This is a genomic window from Sinorhizobium meliloti, from assembly GCF_017876815.1.
Lineage (GTDB): Bacteria > Pseudomonadota > Alphaproteobacteria > Rhizobiales > Rhizobiaceae > Sinorhizobium > Sinorhizobium meliloti.
The window spans coordinates 757,895-774,911 of the sequence record NZ_JAGIOS010000001.1 but is presented as its reverse complement, the minus strand read 5'-3'; the positions used below and the strand labels follow the sequence as shown (position 1 = coordinate 774,911).

Below are 17,017 nucleotides of genomic sequence, written 5' to 3'. Positions count from 1 at the left end.
GCACTGCAGTATAAACCTGCCACGACATCGGCTGCGCCGAGGTCCCCAAAGATATTCACCAAATTCCTCCCAAGCGGCGGCCGACGGGCCGCGAGCCAAGGCCACGCATGTCCGAAGATGTCCTTTCCGCCGATATCGGCCCCACGAATATTGGCCCCGCGAACGTGGGCAAATCCCGTAACAGGGTTTCCGCGACGGAAATCGCGCTGGCAGTCGGTGGTTTCGGTATCGGTACCGGCGAATTCGCCATCATGGGCCTGTTGCCTCAGGTCGCAGACGACGTCGCCGTCTCGGTGCCGGCGGCGGGCGCCGTCATCAGCGCCTACGCGCTCGGCGTGGTCGTCGGCGCGCCGTTGATCGCGGTACTTGCGGCGCGGTTCGCCCGCTTTCATGTGCTGCTGGTATTGATGGCCGTCTTTGCATTGGGCAATTTCGCGTCCGCCGTTGCGCCAAGTTTCCACCCGCTCGTCGCCGCGCGCTTCTTCGCGGGCCTGCCGCACGGCGCCTATTTCGGCGTGGCGGCACTGGTCGCGGCAGGACTTGCGGCACCAAACCAGCGGGCGCGCGCAGTCGGTCGGGTCATGATGGGCCTGACGATCGCCACTCTTTTCGGCACGCCGCTCGTCGCCTGGTTCGGCCAGGCGCTCGGATGGCGCAGCGCCTTCGCGATCGTCGGCGGCATCAGCCTCATGACGATGGTCCTGATCTGGCTCCACGTGCCGCGGGACAGGGGCGATCCGCAGGCGACGCCGCTGCGGGAACTGAGCGCGCTGGGGAGCCTCCAGGTCTGGTTGCTGCTCGGTATCTGTGCGATCGGTTGCGGCGGAATGTTCGCCGTCTTCACCTATATCGCACCGGCGCTGACCCAGGTCGCGGGCGTTTCCGTCGCCAATGTGCCCGTCATGCTGTCGGTCTTCGGCGCCGGCATGATCCTCGGCAATATCGTGGGTTCGCGGCTCGCCGATTGGTCGCTCACGCGCGCCATCGGCATCGCGCTCGTCTTCAACGTCTTCGCCTACATCCTCTTCTATTTCACCATGACAAGCCCCTGGATGGCGATCGTCAACGTGCTTTTCATCGGCGGCGGCTTCGCCGTCGTTCCGGGCGTCCAGACCCGCCTGATGGACGTCGCCGGAAAGGCGCAGACGCTCGCGGCAGCCCTCAGTCATTCCGCCTTCAATTTCGCCAATGCCCTCGGCGCCTGGCTCGGCGGCATTGCCATCGCCGCCGGTTACGGCTGGACTTCGCCGGGGCTCGTCGGCGCCGTGCTCGGCATAGGCGGTTTCGCCATCTTCCTCGCTTCGGTGATCGTGGATCGCCGGCGGACGGGGCGCGTAGCCTGACGGCTCGCGATTTTCCTCATCCGCTCCAATCTCCTGTCACGTGCGCTTGCTAGGTGAAAATGCGCGTGTTCTCGCGTAAAGCGCCGATTCGGAGCCGGCCGCCATCATTGCGCCGGAAACCGCGTCCAGCGGAGCGGAACGGGCTGGCAAGGTTGCGGGTTTGTTGTAAGGTTCGAAGAGACGGAGGAGAATTGGTGCAATTGGGCAATCGCGATCGAGAGAACCTTCCCGTGGAGCCGCGGCTCTTCGGGCAGCCGGCCCATTCACGCTCCGCCCTCGTCGTGCCGATTTCGGCGGCCCGGTGGCTGCTCGTTCTCATTCTGCTTTGCGGCGTCTATTTCTTTCATGGTTTCCTCGTGCCGGTGCTTGCGGCGGTGGTCATCGGCTTTGCGAGCTGGCCCATCTATTGGCGGCTGCTTCAGGGCCTGAACGGAAACCGCACTCTTGCCGCGACGATCGCCATCATTTCGGTCGTCGCCTTTATCGTCGTGCCGATCTCGCTCGCCGCGATCTATGCCGTGGAAGAGGTGCGCGATTGGCTCGTATGGGCGGTTGCGACCAATGCGAACGGCGCGCCGGCGCCTGCCTGGCTGGCGACGATCCCGGCGGTGGGCGCCTGGCTCGGCGAACAATGGGTCAAATATGTCGGTCACCCCGGCGCTCTCGGGGAATTGGTGCAGCTCGTCAGCGGCTCCAATATCGGCAATATCTATCGCGGCGTGCTCGTGGTCGGCGCCTCCGCCTTCCAGTCCTTCCTGACGCTCCTTTTCATGCTGATCACGCTCTTCTTCGTCTATCGCGACGGCCAGTCCTTTTCGAAGCAGCTCGACCATCTCGGCGAACGGATCTTCCCGATGCGCTGGGAGAGGCTGTCGCGCGTGGTGCCCCTTACGATCAGCTCGACCGTCACCGGCATGGGTATCATCGCGATCGGCGAAGGCATCGTGCTCGGTGTCGCCTATTGGCTCGCTGGCGTGCCGTCGCCGGTCACGCTCGGCATCCTCACCGGCATCATGGCGCTCATTCCGGGCGGTGCCCCACTCTGTTTCACCCTGGTCTCGGTCTATCTCGTCGCAAGCGGCTCGCCCGTCCATGGCATCGCGCTCTTCACCTGGGGTACGACGGAGCTCTTCATCGTAGACAAGACATTGCGGCCGAGGCTCGTCGGCGGCCCGATCAAGCTGCCCTTCCTGCCGACGTTTTTCGGCCTGATCGGCGGCGTCAAGACGATGGGATTTCTCGGTCTCTTCGTCGGTCCGGTACTGATGGCGCTGCTCGTCGCCATCTGGCGCGAATGGCTGCGCGAGGTGACGAGCCAGCCGGAGCCGCCCGTCAACGGGATATCCAGGGTGGATATTTCCGCCAAGTGAGACGGAACCGGGAGCAACGCGGCCGTATGGCATTTGCATGGAAGTTGTTTTAAGACAGACTGCAATCCTTAATTTGTAGGCCGTACCTCTCGAACATGAGTGTCGCACCTGACGGCGAAGACGCAGATGGGCCGGTCGCGGATCGGCGCCCTATCGCAGCGCGCGACAGCGGCTTCGCGCGGCGCCTGACGGCGTTGCTTCTGAAGACTTCGGTCACGCCCAACCAGATCTCGCTCGCAAGCGTCGTGTTTGCCGCATTGGGGGCGGCGGCCCTCCTTTCTGCAGCCCGCTGGCCGTTCCTTTATCCCGTGGCGCTCGCCGCCATCCAGTTGCGCCTCCTGTGCAATCTTCTCGACGGCATGGTGGCGGTCGAGGGCGGGCGCGGTTCGCCGGTCGGAGCGCTCTACAACGAGTTTCCCGACCGGGTCGCCGACACCCTGCTCATCGTTGCACTCGGCTATGCCGCCGGCGCGGGATGGCTCGGCTGGGCGGGGGCGCTTGCGGCCGCCTTGACGGCCTATGTGCGCGTCTTCGGCGGATCGCTCCGCCAGGCTCAGGACTTCCGCGGTCCCATGGCGAAGCAGCATCGCATGGCGTTGATGAGTCTCGCCTGCGTGCTGGCATTCGGGGAAGCATTTCTGATGACAGAGCGCCTCGTGCTTTACGCCACGGCGTGGATCATCCTTGCCGGCGCGCTTCTCACATGCGCGACCCGCACCAAGGCCATCGTCTCGCGCATTCGGGAAGGCGCGAATCCGTGATCGACCTGGCATTGATCGGCCTCACGCGGTTCATCGTCGGCGGACAGGCGCACTGGATGGGCTCGCGGGCGGAAATGCGCCAGCGCATCTATTTCGCCAATCACTCGAGCCATCTCGACACGCTGCTGATCTGGTCGGCGCTGCCGCGTGCGTTGCGCGCATCGACGCATCCGATCGCCGCGGCGGACTATTGGGGCAGGGGCGCCGTGAGGCGTCATATCGGGCTAAAGGTGCTGAATGGCGTGCTCGTCGAGCGCTCGACGCAGGGGCCGCCCGGAGCCGCTCTGGCACCCTTGCGCAACGTGCTCTGCGAGGGCGAGTCGCTCATTCTTTTCCCGGAGGGCACGCGCCGCAGCGAGCGATTGCCGGGGCCGTTCAAGAGCGGGCTCTATTGGCTGTCGCAGGAATTTCCCGACGTGGAACTGATCCCGACCTATCTCGACAATCCCTCGCGCGCCTTTCCCAAGGGAACCTTTCTGCCCGTACCGATCAGCTGCACGGTGCGTTTCGGACCGCCGGTCGCGCACCACGCCGGCGAAGAGAAGGAGGCTTTTCTGGAACGCGCCCGCGCAGCGGTCGCCGCACTTGCGCCGGAGCCCATCGGATGAGGCCGCCATGTCCTTGAACGACAAACTCTTTATCCTCTTTGCCGGCATAGCCGCTCTTCTCGGAGCGGCATCGCTGATCGGCTTCGTGCTGGCGCGCCGCGCGACGTCCGAAACGGGGCGGGCGACAATCGACAATCTCAATGCCCGTATCAGGGCATGGTGGGTGATGATCGCCATCTTCGCGGTGAGTTTCACTCTCGGTCGCGGCGTCACGCTCGTGCTTTTTGCTCTCACCTCCTTCTACACGCTGCGCGAGTTCGTCTCGCTGACGCCGACGCGTGCCGCCGATCACCTGCCGCTCGTTGCTTCCTTTTACGTTCTGCTGCCGCTGCAATACTGGCTGATCTCGATCGACTGGTATGCGCTTTTCACCATTCTGATACCGGTCTACGGCTTCCTCCTCCTGCCGAGCCTTTCCGCGCTCAAGGGCGACACGGAGCAGTTCCTGCTGCGCGTCTCGCGAATCCAGTGGGGCCTTATGCTGACCGTCTATTGCATCAGCCACGCACCGGCCCTGCTGACGCTCGACATCCCCGGCCGGGCGGGCGAAGGCTTCCTGCTGCTCTTCTTCCTCATCACAATCGCGCAGTTCAGCGATGTCATGCAGTATGTCTTCGGCAAGCTTTTCGGCCGGACGAAGGTCGCACCGGTCGTCAGCCCCTCGAAAACGGTCGAGGGACTTGCCGGAGGCGGGCTTTCGGCCGTGGCTGCCGGCGCGGCCTTGTGGTGGATAACGCCCTTCACGCCGCTGGAGGCGGCCGCGATGGCCTTCGCCATCGTCGCCATGGGCTTCCTCGGCGGCCTGGCGCTCTCGGCGGTGAAGCGCTCGATGGGCGTGAAGGACTGGGGCTCGATGATCAGCGGTCATGGCGGCGTGCTCGACCGCATGGATTCGCTGAGCTTCGCGGCCCCGGTTTTTTTCCACCTGACGCGGTATTTTTATACCTGAGACGGTGAAATGCCGCTCTGGTGTGACGGCGGATCACGGTTTCGTGTTCCTCCTTGAGGGAAGAATTGCGCCCTTCGAACAGTCGTTTCTCCTGCCGCTTCAGCCCATTGAATGATGTGGCGGTCAACTACGGACAACAAGGAGAAGCCCGTGCGAATTGCAGTTCTGATTGTTCTGACGACTGTCCTTGCCATGCCTGCTTCGGCGCAGGATACCGCACTCCATGACCCTTCGATCAGCCGCGATGCACAGGACGGGGTGATCCGTCTTTACGGTGCGGGCGGTCCGGACACCGCCATCCGGAAAGTCGCGGATGTCTGGACGAAGGAGACGGGCCGCAAGGTCGAAATCACCGCCGGACCGGAGAAGACATGGTCGAAAAAGGCGCAGGGCGATGCGGATGTCATCTGGGGCACGTCCGAACAGGCGATGACCGCTTTTCTCGAAACCTATAAGGGCTTCTCATCGGATCAGGTCGAGCCGATATACCTTCGTCCGGCAGTCATTGCGGTGAAAGCGGGCAATCCCAAGGGGATCATGAAATTCGAGGACCTTCTGGCGGAAGGGACGAAAATCGTCGTAACCGAAGGAGCCGGCGTCGCCAACACGTCGGGGACGGGTGTGTGGGAGGATATCGCGGGGCGTCTTGGCCGGCTGGAGGATGTCGCGGCCTTCCGCAGCAACATCGTCGCTTTCGAACAGGGCTCCGGCGCAAGCTTCAAGGCGTTCAAAGCATTGGATGCAGACGCCTGGATCACCTGGCCGAATTGGCCGCTTTCGAACCCCGACACCCTGGAGGCGGTGCCGCTGTCGAGCGATCGCGCAATATGGCGCGACCTCAGCGTGGCCCTGGCCCCCGACGCCGATCCCGATGCAAAGGCGTTTCTGGATTATCTGATCTCCGATGAGGCGCAGAAGATCATGTCCCGTGAAGGTTGGGTACGCTGACCCTATATCTGGGGGAATACGATCATCGAAACAGCGAAGTGATCGAGCTTCCGAAAACGCCCGGCGGCACGCGCCGTCGGGATTACTGCCCAGCCAACATCGGCGAATTGCCGAGTCTTCCGATTCCTCGGGCTGCGAGTTCCAGAAAAATGGTGCCGCTTACGTGACTCGAACACGTGACCCCATCATTACGAATGATGTGCTCTACCGACTGAGCTAAAGCGGCCCTTGGGGCGGTTCCGCGAAAGCCGCGGAACGAATGTGAGGCGCTGATAAACGCAAAGCGGCGAGATTTCAAGCCATCAGTTTCGAGAACTTGAAAATTCCTGGGCCGGCCGCCCTTCGGCACTGGAAGCGAAGCCGAGGCGTGCCCGTGCGGCGTCGTATTCCTGGTCCAGCCGGTCGACAAGGCGGGCGACGGTGCCGACTTCGCGCACGGCGCCTATCCCCTGGCCGCAGCCCCAGATGTCCTTCCATGCCTTGGCGCCTTCCGTTGCCGTGCCGAAGTCCATCTTGGAGGGGTCGGCTTCCGGCAGGTTGGCCGGGTCCATTCCGGCGGCAAGGATCGACGCTCTAAGGTAATTGCCGTGAATGCCGGTGAAGTAATTGGAATAGACGATATCGGCGGCGTCGCTGTCGACGATCATCTGCTTGTAGGCGGCGCTCGCGCGGGCCTCTTCCGTGGCGATGAAGGGGGAACCGATATAGGCCATGTCGGCGCCCATTGCTTGCGCCGCGAGGATTGCGTCGCCGGTGGCGATCGCGCCCGAGAGCAGAAGCGGCCCGTCGAACCAGGCGCGTATTTCCTGGACGAGCGCGAAGGGCGAGAGGGTTCCCGCATGGCCGCCTGCGCCTGCCGCGACTGCGATCAGCCCGTCTGCTCCCTTGCGGATCGCGGAATTCGCATGGCGGTTGTTGATGACGTCGTGGAGAACGACACCGCCATAGGAATGGATGGCGGCATTCACCTCCGGCACGGCCCCGAGCGAGGAGATGACGATCGGAACCTTGTACTTGACGCAAAGCATCAGGTCCTGTTCGAGCCGGGCGTTCGATTTGTGTACGATCTGGTTCACCGCGAAGGGTGCCGCCGGGCGCTCAGGGTGTCCGGCATCGTGATCGGCCAGCGTCTCGGTGATTTCCGCCAGCCATTCGTCGAGCTGCGATTGCGGGCGGGCGTTGAGCGCCGGAAAGGCGCCGATGATGCCGGCCTTGCATTGTGCGATCGTCAGCCGAGGATGCGAGACGATGAAAAGCGGCGCCCCTATGACCGGCAGCCTCGTTTTCCCGGAAAGGATTGGCGGCAACGACATCGAAAAAATCTCCATCCCAACTTTGACGTTCTCGTAAACGTCAAAACTGATAGCAGCAACGGACGCGCTTGCCTACTGCATGCTTCCTGAAGTCCATCGGTTCGGAAAGACACGCAGCAACCCGAAGACAACGGCGACCTTTGCGCCTCCGATAAGACGCCGCGATACCGCAAAGCGGTGCGTGCTCCGGCAATTCGGCCACGCTCGCCTATGTTTTCCCTGGGGAACACCGGCCGAAGTCGCGGCTGCACTTGCAGATTCGCAATGCAGCGGTTACCCAATCCTTAATAAAACCAACGGCGTGTGACGGGAAGAGGCGGGGCTCGTCGCGAGAAAGGCACATCCGGCCACGCATTGCGGCAACCGGAAGACTTCGCGCAGAAGGATTTGACGTGAGCGGACTTGAGACAGCGATCAGGAATGCGCTGGAAAGATCGGATCGAAGCAATGCGGAGATCCGGGCGCGCATCTATCAGTCGGCGCGCCAGGCGCTGGAAAACGGTCTGCAGAAGCAGCAGATCGAAGATCCGGAGGTCATCTCCGTGCAACGTCAGCGGCTCGAAGCGGTCATCCGCGCGATCGAGATGGAAGAGCGCGCCGCCCTGAAGGAGCGCGCTCAGACTCCGGTGGTGAGCCTTGGCGAGGTGAAGGCAAGGGGCGATAGGGTAGAGCGCGCTCCCGAAGCGCCAGCACCCGCCGCGCCACGGAGCGAGCCGGCGCCGAAGCCGGAGGGAAGCCCGCCTGCACAGGCGGATGGCGGGCTCGGCGCTTTGCGTCCCGAACGCGACGGTCCGCCGGCGGCTTTCAGAGCGGCGGCGGACGAGGGAAGAATAGAAACCGTGCGCAAGCCTGCCCCGTCTGCCCCCGAAGTGGGCGTCGCCGGCCAGCGTCCGCGCAAGCGCAGGCGCAGCCGGTTCTTCTCCTATGCGATGATCGTCGCGACGCTTGCCGCGGCGGCCGGGGTCGCCGTCTGGTGGGTTCAGACGAACGACCTGCTCCGGCCGCCGACGGACACCGGCGTCGCCAATCCGCCCGCGACGGTGAATGCGGAGGATTTCGACGGCGTGGCCGGCCTGCAGACCCTCGGCGCCCAGGAAGGTTTCTCCGGCGATTGGATAGAGGTCTTTGCTCCCGGAGAAACTGCGGCGGTAACGCCGGGGCCGCGCGCCAGCGCGGAACCATTCGACGGTGATGCAGGCGAGCGCCTGCGGTTGATCTCGGCAGCGGCCGCCAAGGAGGGCGATGTCGCGATCGAAATTCCCACGGATGTCCTTGCCCAGCTGTCGGGCAAGTCGTCGACACTCGCCCTGACGGTTCAGGCGGCCCCCGGCAAGGCGACCGAATTCTCGGTCGAATGCGATTTCTCAACGCTCGGCGACTGCGGCCGGCACCGCTTCACCGTGCACGACGAGCGGGTCGACATGCTGTTGAAGGTCAATTTCGAGCGCGGCTCGGCACCCAGCAGCCCTGGAAAACTGGTGATCAACAGCGATCTCAGCGGCGGCGGCAACAGCCTCGATCTCTTTGCGATCCGGGTGCAGCCGGGCGGCTGATCGTCAGCGCGTCGGAATCACCTGAGAAAACCGGGGCCGGAGCCGAGGATCTTTTCGTCGACCTCTCCGATCGCCGCCTCGTCCTTGCCGTCATAGTCGAGCTTCGTCAGCATGTGGCGGATCACGTTGATCCGCGAGCGGCGCTTGTCGTTGCCGCGGATGACCGCCCATGGCCCGTGCTCCGTGTGCGTTTCCTTCAGCATACGGTCGCGTTTTCCGGTGTAGTCGTCCCACTTGCTCAGCGCCGCGATGTCCATCGGCGAAAGCTTCCAGATCTTCAACGGATCGTGGCGCCGGTCATGGAAGCGCTTCAGTTGCATTTCCCGGCCGATATTGATCCAAAACTTGAAGAGATGGATGCCCTCGTTCGCGATCATCTCCTCGAAGCGGGGCGCCTCTTTAAGGAATTGCTCGTACTGGTCGGGGGTGCAAAAGCCCATGACCGGTTCGACACCGGCGCGGTTGTACCAGGAGCGGTCGAAAAGGACGAACTCGCCGGCGGTCGGGAAGGTTGCGACATAGCGCTGGAAGTACCACTGGCCCCGTTCGGTCTCCGTCGGTTTCGTCAGTGCGACGACGCGCGCGGAGCGGGGGTTCATATTGGCCGTCGTCGCGTGGATCGCACCACCCTTGCCGGCAGCGTCGCGTCCCTCGAAGACCGCCATCACGCGCTTGCCGGTCGCCTGCATCCAGAACTGGACCTTGACCAGTTCGATCTGCAGCTTCGTCAGCGTTTCTTCGTATTCCTCCCGATCGAGTTTTTTCTTGTAGGGGTAATCGTCGGAGCGGAAGGCCTCCTCGTCGATCCATTTCGGCAGGTCCGGATCGTCGATGTCGAAGATGCGGCTTCTGCCGTCGATCTCCAGTTCGACCGCCCGGCTCCCCGGCCTTGCTTCGGCCGGTGCTTCGTCGAGTGCCATCTGCTTCCTCCCGCTCGCTCGATTTCTCCGGAGGAGGCCATAATTACATTGCGGATTCAAGCATGTCGTGAAAATCATGTCATGAAGCAACGCTATCTCTGCGCCCTTATGGCCGGATTCGGAAGGAGGCTTTGAGGCGGTTGTCCTCACTTCTGCGACATCCGAGCCGCTGGCTGGATCAGCAGCAGTCGTCGAGGTGCAGGAGGCAGCGAATTGAGGAACGAGGATATCGTGTTGGATGGCGCGAAGGTGTTCTGGCGCACCCTGCTGCCGAGGTTGAAGGCGGAGCGCGGGCTTCTCGGCCTGTCCGTCGTGCTCGCCTTCCTCGCCGCACTCGCGGGCATCCATCCGCTGGCCGTCCTGCCTTTCTGGATCGTGCTCGTCGCGGCCATCCTCAACCGGGGAGCGCCGCCCGTCCAGACAGCGCCGGCGAGCGTCGGCGCTGCTGTGGAAACCAAGGCCGACCCGCTTGCTCCCCTGCTCGACGCGCTCGACATGCCGGTGCTCGTCGTGGCGGCCGACGAGACCGTCGTCTTCCAGAACGCCGCCGCAGAGAAGGCCTTCGGAACTATCCCCCAGGACAGCTACCTTTCCGCCCGCGTCCGTTCGCCCGGCATTCTCGACATGGTGCGCGAGACGATCGCGACAGGCAAGGTCAACCAGATCGAGCATGCGGAAAGGCTGCCTTCGGAGGCGGTCTACGTGGTTCGCGTCGCGCCCGTGGACATCGGCTCCGACGTTTCCGGCCGGCGCATCTTTCTGCTGACCTATCGCGATATCTCGCAGGCTCGCCGCATCGACCGGATGCGCTCCGATTTCGTCGCCAATGCCAGCCATGAGCTGCGCACGCCGCTCGCATCGCTGCGCGGGTTCATCGAGACGCTGCAAGGCCCTGCCCGCGACGACCGGAAGGCCCAGGAGAAATTCTTCGGCATCATGCACGAGCAGGTCACGCGCATGAGCCGGCTCGTGGACGACCTCCTGTCGCTGTCGCGCCTCGAGTTGAAGTCGCACATCGCGCCGGACGATGCCGTCGATCTCGGGCCGCTGCTCGGACACGTGCGCGACAGCCTGGCGCCGCTTGCGGGCGAACTCGACGTGACGATCGCGCTGGAGGTTCCGGAGACTCCGGTTTTCGTCCAGGGGGATCGGGACGAATTGGTGGAGGTCTTCGAAAACCTGATCGAAAACGCCTGCAAATACGGGCAGGAAGGCAAGCAGGTGGATGTGCGGCTGACCGGCGGGAATGGTCACCAGGCGGAGGTGACGGTTACCGACCACGGTCCGGGAATACCTGCCGAGCATGTCCCGCGCATCACCGAGCGTTTCTACCGGGTCAATGTCGAGGCGAGCCGGTCGAAGAAAGGCACCGGCCTGGGCCTTGCGATCGTCAAGCATATCCTCACGCGTCACCGCGCCCGCCTGCTCATCCATTCGGAGGTGGGGAAGGGCACGGTCTTCAAGGTCCGCTTCTGACACACGACGCCGCGCTGAAATGTTGCGCCGAGAAAATCATGCCGCATTTTCAGCATGTTAGACTGTCATAAATGTTTCACCGAACTGACATAAAAGCTGTAGCCATCGGCGGCTAACTAGGGGCGGCCGATGAAACGGCGAAGAGAGCGCTGAACCCTGGCGCACCAACACAAGCCCATCCCGGGAGAACATTCATGAAATCTCTTAAACTCACAGTAGCGGCGCTGGTTGCATCCGCCGCCTTCGCGGGCGTTGCAGCGGCTCGCGACCAGATCCAGGTCGCCGGCTCCTCGACCGTTCTTCCCTATGCCAAGATCGTTGCCGAGAACTTCGGCGAGACGTTCCCCGACTTCAAGACGCCGGTTGTCGAGTCCGGCGGCTCCTCTGCCGGCCTGAAGGAATTCTGCAAGGGCGTCGGTGAAGACACGATCGATATCGCCAACTCTTCCCGCAAGATCAAGGACAGCGAAGTCGAGGCCTGCAAGGCTGCCGGCGTGACCGAGATCCAGGAAGTGAAGATCGGCTACGACGGCATCGTCTTCGCCACCGACGCCGGCAATGCCGACCTCGCCCTGAAGCCGGAGCACCTCTACAAGGCGCTCGCCGCCGAAATCGTCGTCGACGGCAAGCTCGTCGCCAATCCTTACAAGAAGTGGTCGGAAGTCGACGCTTCGCTTCCGGACGCCGAAATCGCCGCCTATATTCCGGGCGAGAAGCACGGCACGCGCGAAGTCTTCGAAGAGAAGATCCTTGCTGCCGGCTGCAAGGACTCCGGCGCTCAGGACGTCATCAAGGCCGCCGTCAGCGATGAAAAACAGCAGTTCAGCAAGTGCGTGGCCGTACGCAAGGACGGCATGGCCGTCGACATCGACGGCGACTACACCGAAACGCTGGCGCGCATCGCTTCGAACAAGAACGGCATCGGCGTCTTCGGCCTCTCTTTCTACGAAAACAACGCCGACAAGCTGAAGGTCGCGACCGTCAACGGCATCGTCCCCTCGACCGAGACGATCGCTTCCGGCGAGTATCCGGTTTCCCGCCCGCTGTTCTTCTACGTTAAGAAGGCTCACATCGGCGTAATTCCGGGTCTCAAGGAATATGTCGAATTCTTCGTTGACGATCAGATGATCGGCCCCGACAGCCCGCTCGCCGAATACGGCCTCGTCGCCGCTCCGGACGCCGAGCGCGAGGAAATCCGCACGTCCTTCGAGGCAGGCAACCTGCTCTGATCATGACAGGCTCCGGCGCTTCGCAGCGCCGGAGCCGCATTCTTTTCGAATTTGCCGGGGCTTACGACAAGCCTGTCGCGGAGACGTGCCGATGAGTACTTCGCTCCTTCTCCTGATCATCGCTTTGATCGGTTTCATTGCGTTTCTTGCCGGCCGCGCCCGCTCGTTCGCCCGGTCCGGAGGCAAGCTCGCCAGCCTGCATTCCCTGCCCGGATATCACGGCAGCTACGTCGCCATCTGGGCGATGCTGCCGGCTCTTCTTCTGCTTGCGGTATGGCTCATCGCCGCTCCGATCTATATCGATTACACCGTTCGTTCGTCTCTTCCGGAGCCGGTCCAGAACCAGGGGGCAGCCACCGTTCAACTCGCGCTCGGTCAGGTCAAGTCCGTGGCCGCGGGCTTCGAGCGCCTGAGTGCGGACGAACTCGCTGCTATCGAGAACGGTTCGACCAACATGCGGGAAGTCCTGGCCTCCAAGGGCGTGGCGCTTGCCGGCGAGGGCGAGCCCTACATGGTCCAGTCCGCCCAGCAGTTCAATGCGATGCGGCAATACAGCCGCTGGCTGATGAGCGCCGTCGTGCTGCTCGTTTCCGTTGCCGGCGGACTCTATGCGATCCGCAATATCGACGTCCGTTTCCGTGCCCGCAATCGGGTGGAGCGCGTCATGCTCGGCTCGCTCATCGTCGCCTCGTCCATAGCCATTCTCACGACGGTCGGCATCGTCGCCTCGATGCTCTCGGAGGCGGGCCGCTTCTTCACCATGGTGTCGCCCTTCGAGTTCTTCTTCGGCACGGTCTGGGACCCGCGCTTCGCTGCGGCCGGAAGCGGTGGCGCCTCCGGCCAGTTCGGCCTGCTGCCGCTGCTTGCAGGCACGCTGTATATCGCCTTCGTGGCGATGCTTTTCGCGGTGCCGATCGGGCTCTTCGCCGCCATCTACATGGCCGAGTATGCGAGCCCGCGGCTGCGTTCCACAGCCAAGCCTCTCCTGGAAGTGCTCGCCGGCATCCCGACGATCGTCTACGGCTTCTTCGCGCTGGTCACCGTGGGGCCTTTCCTGCGCGACATCTCCACGCAACTGAACGGTCTCGTCACCGGCAACTACCAGAACTTCATCCAGGCCCAGAGCGTCATCACCGCCGGCATCGTCATGGGCATCATGCTCATCCCGTTCGTTTCTTCATTGTCCGACGACATCATCACCCAGGTGCCGCGGGCGCTGCGTGACGGCTCGCTCGGCCTCGGTGCGACGCGCTCGGAAACGGTGAAGAAGGTGATCCTGCCTGCAGCACTTCCCGGCATCGTCGGCGCGCTGCTTTTGACGGCCTCGCGCGCGGTGGGCGAGACGATGATCGTCGTGCTCGCTGCCGGTGTCGCGGCGCGCATGCAATTGAACCCCCTAGAGCCGATGACCACGGTGACGGTCAAGATCGTGAATCAGCTGACGGGCGACCTCGAATTCACCTCGCCGCAGACACTGGTCGCCTTTGCGCTCGGCATCACGCTCTTCGTCATCACGCTCGGCCTCAACATCTACGCGCTCTACATTGTGCGCAAATATCGGGAACAGTACGAATGACCGAATTTGCCTCCCCGACGGTAAGGGTCTCCACCCGACCTGCCGCAAGCCGACGCGATATCGGCATCAAGCGCCGCTATGCGGCGGAGCGCCGCTTCCGTGCCTTCGGAATGAGCGCCATCGCCATCGGTCTGTTCTTCCTCGCGGTTCTCCTCTGGAGCGTCGTTTCGAAGGGCTATACCGCCTTCCAGCAGACGACGATCACGTTGCCGATCGAGTTTTCCGAGAAGGTGATCGATCCGAAGAACGAACGGGCGACCGATCCGAAGCAACTCTATACCGCCAACTATCCGCTGCTGGTGCGCGAGGCCCTGGTAAAGCAGCTCGGCCTCGATCCGTCGAAGCGGCCGCTGGTGAAGCAGGCGGCCGATATGGTCTCCGCCAGCGCCCGGACGCAGCTGCGTGACATCGTCGTCGCCGATCCGTCGGTCATCGGCAGGACGATCCCCGTCACGCTGCTTGCGGAGGCGAACATCGATTCCGCGTTCAAGGGGCAGATCGACCTGTCGGTCGACGAAACCAAGCGCAAGGTGAAGGATGAGCAGGTCGCATGGATGAACCAACTTGCCGAGGCCGGCGTGCTCAAGAAGAGCTTCAACACCGGCATCTTCACCTTCGGCGCGTCGAGCCGGCCTGAAGCGGCGGGTGTCGGCGTCGCCCTTCTCGGCTCGCTCTACATGATGCTGATCGTGCTCGTTCTGTCGCTGCCGATCGGCGTCGCCGCCTCCATCTATCTCGAGGAGTTCGCGCCGAAAAACCGGCTGACGGACCTGATCGAGGTGAACATCAACAACCTGGCGGCCGTACCGTCCATCGTCTACGGCCTCCTCGGGCTTGCCGTCTTCGTCAACTTCGCGGGCATGCCGCGCTCGGCAGCACTCGTCGGTGCCTTCGTGCTGACGCTGATGACGCTTCCGACGATCATCATCGCTACCAGGGCGGCCCTGAAGGCAGTGCCTCCGTCGATCCGCTCCGCCGCACTCGGTCTCGGCGCATCGAAGATGCAGACCATCTTCCATCACGTGCTGCCGCTTGCCATGCCCGGCATCCTGACCGGCACGATCATCGGCCTCGCCCATGCGCTGGGCGAAACGGCGCCGCTGCTTCTGATCGGCATGGTCGCCTTCGTGGTCGACTTTCCGGGGTCGCCGCTGGAGCCGTCCACGGCGCTGCCGGTGCAGATCTACATGTGGGCGAACGAGGCAGAACGTGCCTTCGTCGAGCGTACGTCCGGAGCGATCATCATTCTCCTGATCTTTCTCATCTTCATGAATCTCGGGGCAATTCTCTTGCGGCGTCGCTTTGAGCGTCGCTGGTAGTGGGGTAAGGACTATGAACATCATGTCGGAAGCTGCAGTCGAAAAGGCTCTTGACCAGAAAATGAATACGGTGCCTTACAAGATGATCGGCAATGATGTGTCGGTCTATTACGGCGAAAAGCGCGCGCTCTTCGACGTCAACCTCAACATCCGCGAGAACACGGTCACGGCGCTGATCGGTCCCTCAGGGTGCGGCAAATCGACGTTTCTGCGCACTTTGAACCGCATGAACGACACGATCGAGAACTGCCGCGTGACCGGCAAGATCACGCTCGACGAGGACGACATCTATGATCCGTCGATCGACGTGGTGGAGCTGCGCGCCCGGGTCGGCATGGTGTTCCAAAAACCCAATCCGTTCCCGAAGTCGATCTACGACAATGTCTCCTACGGGCCGCGCATCCATGGCCTGGCACGCACCAAGGCCGAACTCGACGAGGTCGTGGAAACGAGCCTGCAGAAGGCCGGGCTCTGGAACGAGGTGAAGGATCGGCTGCAGGAGCCGGGCACCGGCCTATCCGGCGGTCAGCAGCAGCGCCTCTGCATCGCCCGCGCCGTCGCGGTCAGCCCGGAAGTCATCCTGATGGACGAGCCCTGCTCGGCGCTCGATCCCATCGCGACTGCGAAAGTCGAGGAACTCATCCACGAATTGCGGGCGAATTTCACGATCGTGATCGTCACCCACTCGATGCAGCAGGCGGCGCGCGTGTCGCAGCGCACGGCCATGTTCCATCTCGGCAATCTCGTCGAGGAGAACGATACCGACAAAATGTTCACCAACCCGGACGATCAGCGCACCCAGGACTACATCATGGGCCGCTTCGGCTGATGGCGAGAGGGGCGGCGCTTTTCCGTCCCTCCCGGTTTAAGATCGACCGAGCCATTCAGAACAGCGCGTCTCCCGAGGAAACGAATATGTCTCACGCACACATCATGTCCGCCTTCGACGAAGAGTTGAAGTATCTCACGCGCCGCATCTCCGAGATGGGCGGTCTTGCCGAGCAGATGGTCGCGGACTCCGTCCGTGCGCTCGTCAATTCCGATCTTGCTCTCGCCCAGAAGGTTATCTCCGACGACACCATTCTGGACGACGCGGAACGGCAGATCGGCGAAAAGGCGATCGTCACCATTGCCAAACGCCAGCCCATGGCCTCGGATCTACGGGAGATCATGGGTTCGATCCGTATCGCCGCGGACCTGGAGCGCGTCGGCGACCTCGGCAAGAACACCGCCAAGCGCGTGATTGCCGTCGCCGGTTCGGGCATACCGCGTAAGCTTGCGCGCGGCCTCGAACACCTGGCCGAGCTCGCGCTCGTTCAGTTGAAGGAAGTCCTGGACGTCTACGCCTCCCGTTCGCCGGAAAAGGCGAACAGCATTCGCGAACGCGATGAAGAGATCGACGCGATCTACACTTCTCTGTTCCGGGAACTGCTGACCTACATGATGGAAGATCCGCGCAACATCACGCCCTGCACGCATCTTCTTTTCTGCGCCAAGAACATCGAGCGTATCGGCGATCACGCGACCAACATTGCCGAAACGATCTACTACATGGCGACAGGCGCCCAGCCGCAGGGCGAACGGCCGAAGGACGACATGACGTCGACATTGGGTTCCGTGACGGACTGAGATCGCCCGGCATCCGGGCCTAT

15 protein-coding genes and 1 tRNA gene are annotated in these 17,017 nt (G+C 63.0%); 13 read left to right on the top strand and 3 right to left on the bottom strand.

What is annotated here, in order from left to right:
• Positions 1–107: 107 nt before the first annotated feature.
• The 6 genes from JOH52_RS03770 to JOH52_RS03745 all read left to right on the top strand — a co-directional run bounded on the left by JOH52_RS03770 (position 108) and on the right by JOH52_RS03745 (position 5,979).
• The gene (locus JOH52_RS03770) at positions 108–1,343 is read left to right on the top strand and encodes an MFS transporter (RefSeq protein ID WP_010968609.1); all 1,236 of its coding nucleotides are present in this window, start codon (positions 108–110) and stop codon (positions 1,341–1,343) included.
• Between the two features lie 194 nt (positions 1,344–1,537).
• Positions 1,538–2,713 carry an AI-2E family transporter gene (locus tag JOH52_RS03765; RefSeq protein ID WP_013843893.1) on the top strand — a complete coding sequence of 392 codons (1,176 nt, stop codon included), beginning with the start codon at positions 1,538–1,540 and terminating at the stop codon, positions 2,711–2,713.
• 95 nt (positions 2,714–2,808) lie between these two features.
• On the top strand, positions 2,809–3,474 hold the full coding sequence (locus JOH52_RS03760) for a CDP-alcohol phosphatidyltransferase family protein (RefSeq protein ID WP_010968611.1): 666 nt from the start codon (positions 2,809–2,811) through the stop codon (positions 3,472–3,474).
• A complete protein-coding gene (locus JOH52_RS03755; RefSeq protein WP_010968612.1) occupies positions 3,471–4,082 on the top strand; it encodes a lysophospholipid acyltransferase family protein in 612 nt (203 codons plus the stop codon). The genes JOH52_RS03760 and JOH52_RS03755 overlap by 4 nt, the downstream gene beginning before the upstream one ends.
• 7 nt (positions 4,083–4,089) lie before the next feature.
• Positions 4,090–5,031 (top strand): phosphatidate cytidylyltransferase, encoded by a 942-nt coding sequence (locus JOH52_RS03750; RefSeq protein WP_010968613.1) that lies wholly within the window; start codon positions 4,090–4,092, stop codon positions 5,029–5,031.
• Between the two features lie 150 nt (positions 5,032–5,181).
• Positions 5,182–5,979, top strand: a complete 798-nt coding sequence (locus JOH52_RS03745; protein WP_010968614.1) for a substrate-binding domain-containing protein — start codon at positions 5,182–5,184, stop codon at positions 5,977–5,979.
• A gap of 150 nt (positions 5,980–6,129) precedes the next feature.
• Here the strand turns inward: JOH52_RS03745 and JOH52_RS03740 are convergent.
• Positions 6,130–6,205: transfer RNA gene (locus JOH52_RS03740), tRNA-Thr, on the bottom strand.
• A 76-nt stretch (positions 6,206–6,281) separates the two neighbouring features.
• Positions 6,282–7,292, bottom strand: a complete 1,011-nt coding sequence (locus JOH52_RS03735; protein ID WP_010968629.1) for an NAD(P)H-dependent flavin oxidoreductase — start codon at positions 7,290–7,292, stop codon at positions 6,282–6,284.
• 392 nt (positions 7,293–7,684) lie between these two features.
• Between JOH52_RS03735 and JOH52_RS03730 the strand changes: the two genes are divergently transcribed.
• The gene (locus JOH52_RS03730) at positions 7,685–8,845 is read left to right on the top strand and encodes a hypothetical protein (protein WP_017267156.1); all 1,161 of its coding nucleotides are present in this window, start codon (positions 7,685–7,687) and stop codon (positions 8,843–8,845) included.
• Positions 8,846–8,862: 17 nt separating this feature from the next.
• On the opposite strand, the gene ppk2 is transcribed toward JOH52_RS03730, so the two are convergent.
• The gene (ppk2, locus tag JOH52_RS03725; protein WP_010968631.1) at positions 8,863–9,765 is read right to left on the bottom strand and encodes a polyphosphate kinase 2; all 903 of its coding nucleotides are present in this window, start codon (positions 9,763–9,765) and stop codon (positions 8,863–8,865) included.
• Positions 9,766–9,978: 213 nt separating this feature from the next.
• On the opposite strand from ppk2, the gene phoR reads away from it, so the two are divergent.
• The 6 genes from phoR (at position 9,979) to phoU (ending at position 16,994) form a co-directional block, all read left to right on the top strand.
• Positions 9,979–11,241, top strand: a complete 1,263-nt coding sequence (phoR, locus tag JOH52_RS03720; protein WP_010968632.1) for a phosphate regulon sensor histidine kinase PhoR — start codon at positions 9,979–9,981, stop codon at positions 11,239–11,241.
• 194 nt (positions 11,242–11,435) lie between these two features.
• On the top strand, positions 11,436–12,470 hold the full coding sequence (locus tag JOH52_RS03715; RefSeq protein WP_010968633.1) for a substrate-binding domain-containing protein: 1,035 nt from the start codon (positions 11,436–11,438) through the stop codon (positions 12,468–12,470).
• 91 nt (positions 12,471–12,561) lie between these two features.
• Positions 12,562–14,046, top strand: coding sequence for a phosphate ABC transporter permease subunit PstC (gene pstC / locus JOH52_RS03710; RefSeq protein WP_014526588.1), 1,485 nt, complete (start codon positions 12,562–12,564; stop codon positions 14,044–14,046).
• The gene (gene pstA, locus JOH52_RS03705) at positions 14,043–15,365 is read left to right on the top strand and encodes a phosphate ABC transporter permease PstA (RefSeq protein WP_003530184.1); all 1,323 of its coding nucleotides are present in this window, start codon (positions 14,043–14,045) and stop codon (positions 15,363–15,365) included. Before pstC ends, pstA begins: the two co-directional genes overlap by 4 nt.
• 13 nt (positions 15,366–15,378) lie before the next feature.
• A complete protein-coding gene (gene pstB / locus JOH52_RS03700; RefSeq protein WP_003530182.1) occupies positions 15,379–16,194 on the top strand; it encodes a phosphate ABC transporter ATP-binding protein PstB in 816 nt (271 codons plus the stop codon).
• Positions 16,195–16,280: 86 nt separating this feature from the next.
• Positions 16,281–16,994, top strand: a complete 714-nt coding sequence (phoU, locus tag JOH52_RS03695) for a phosphate signaling complex protein PhoU (protein WP_003530180.1) — start codon at positions 16,281–16,283, stop codon at positions 16,992–16,994.
• Positions 16,995–17,017 lie beyond the last annotated feature (23 nt).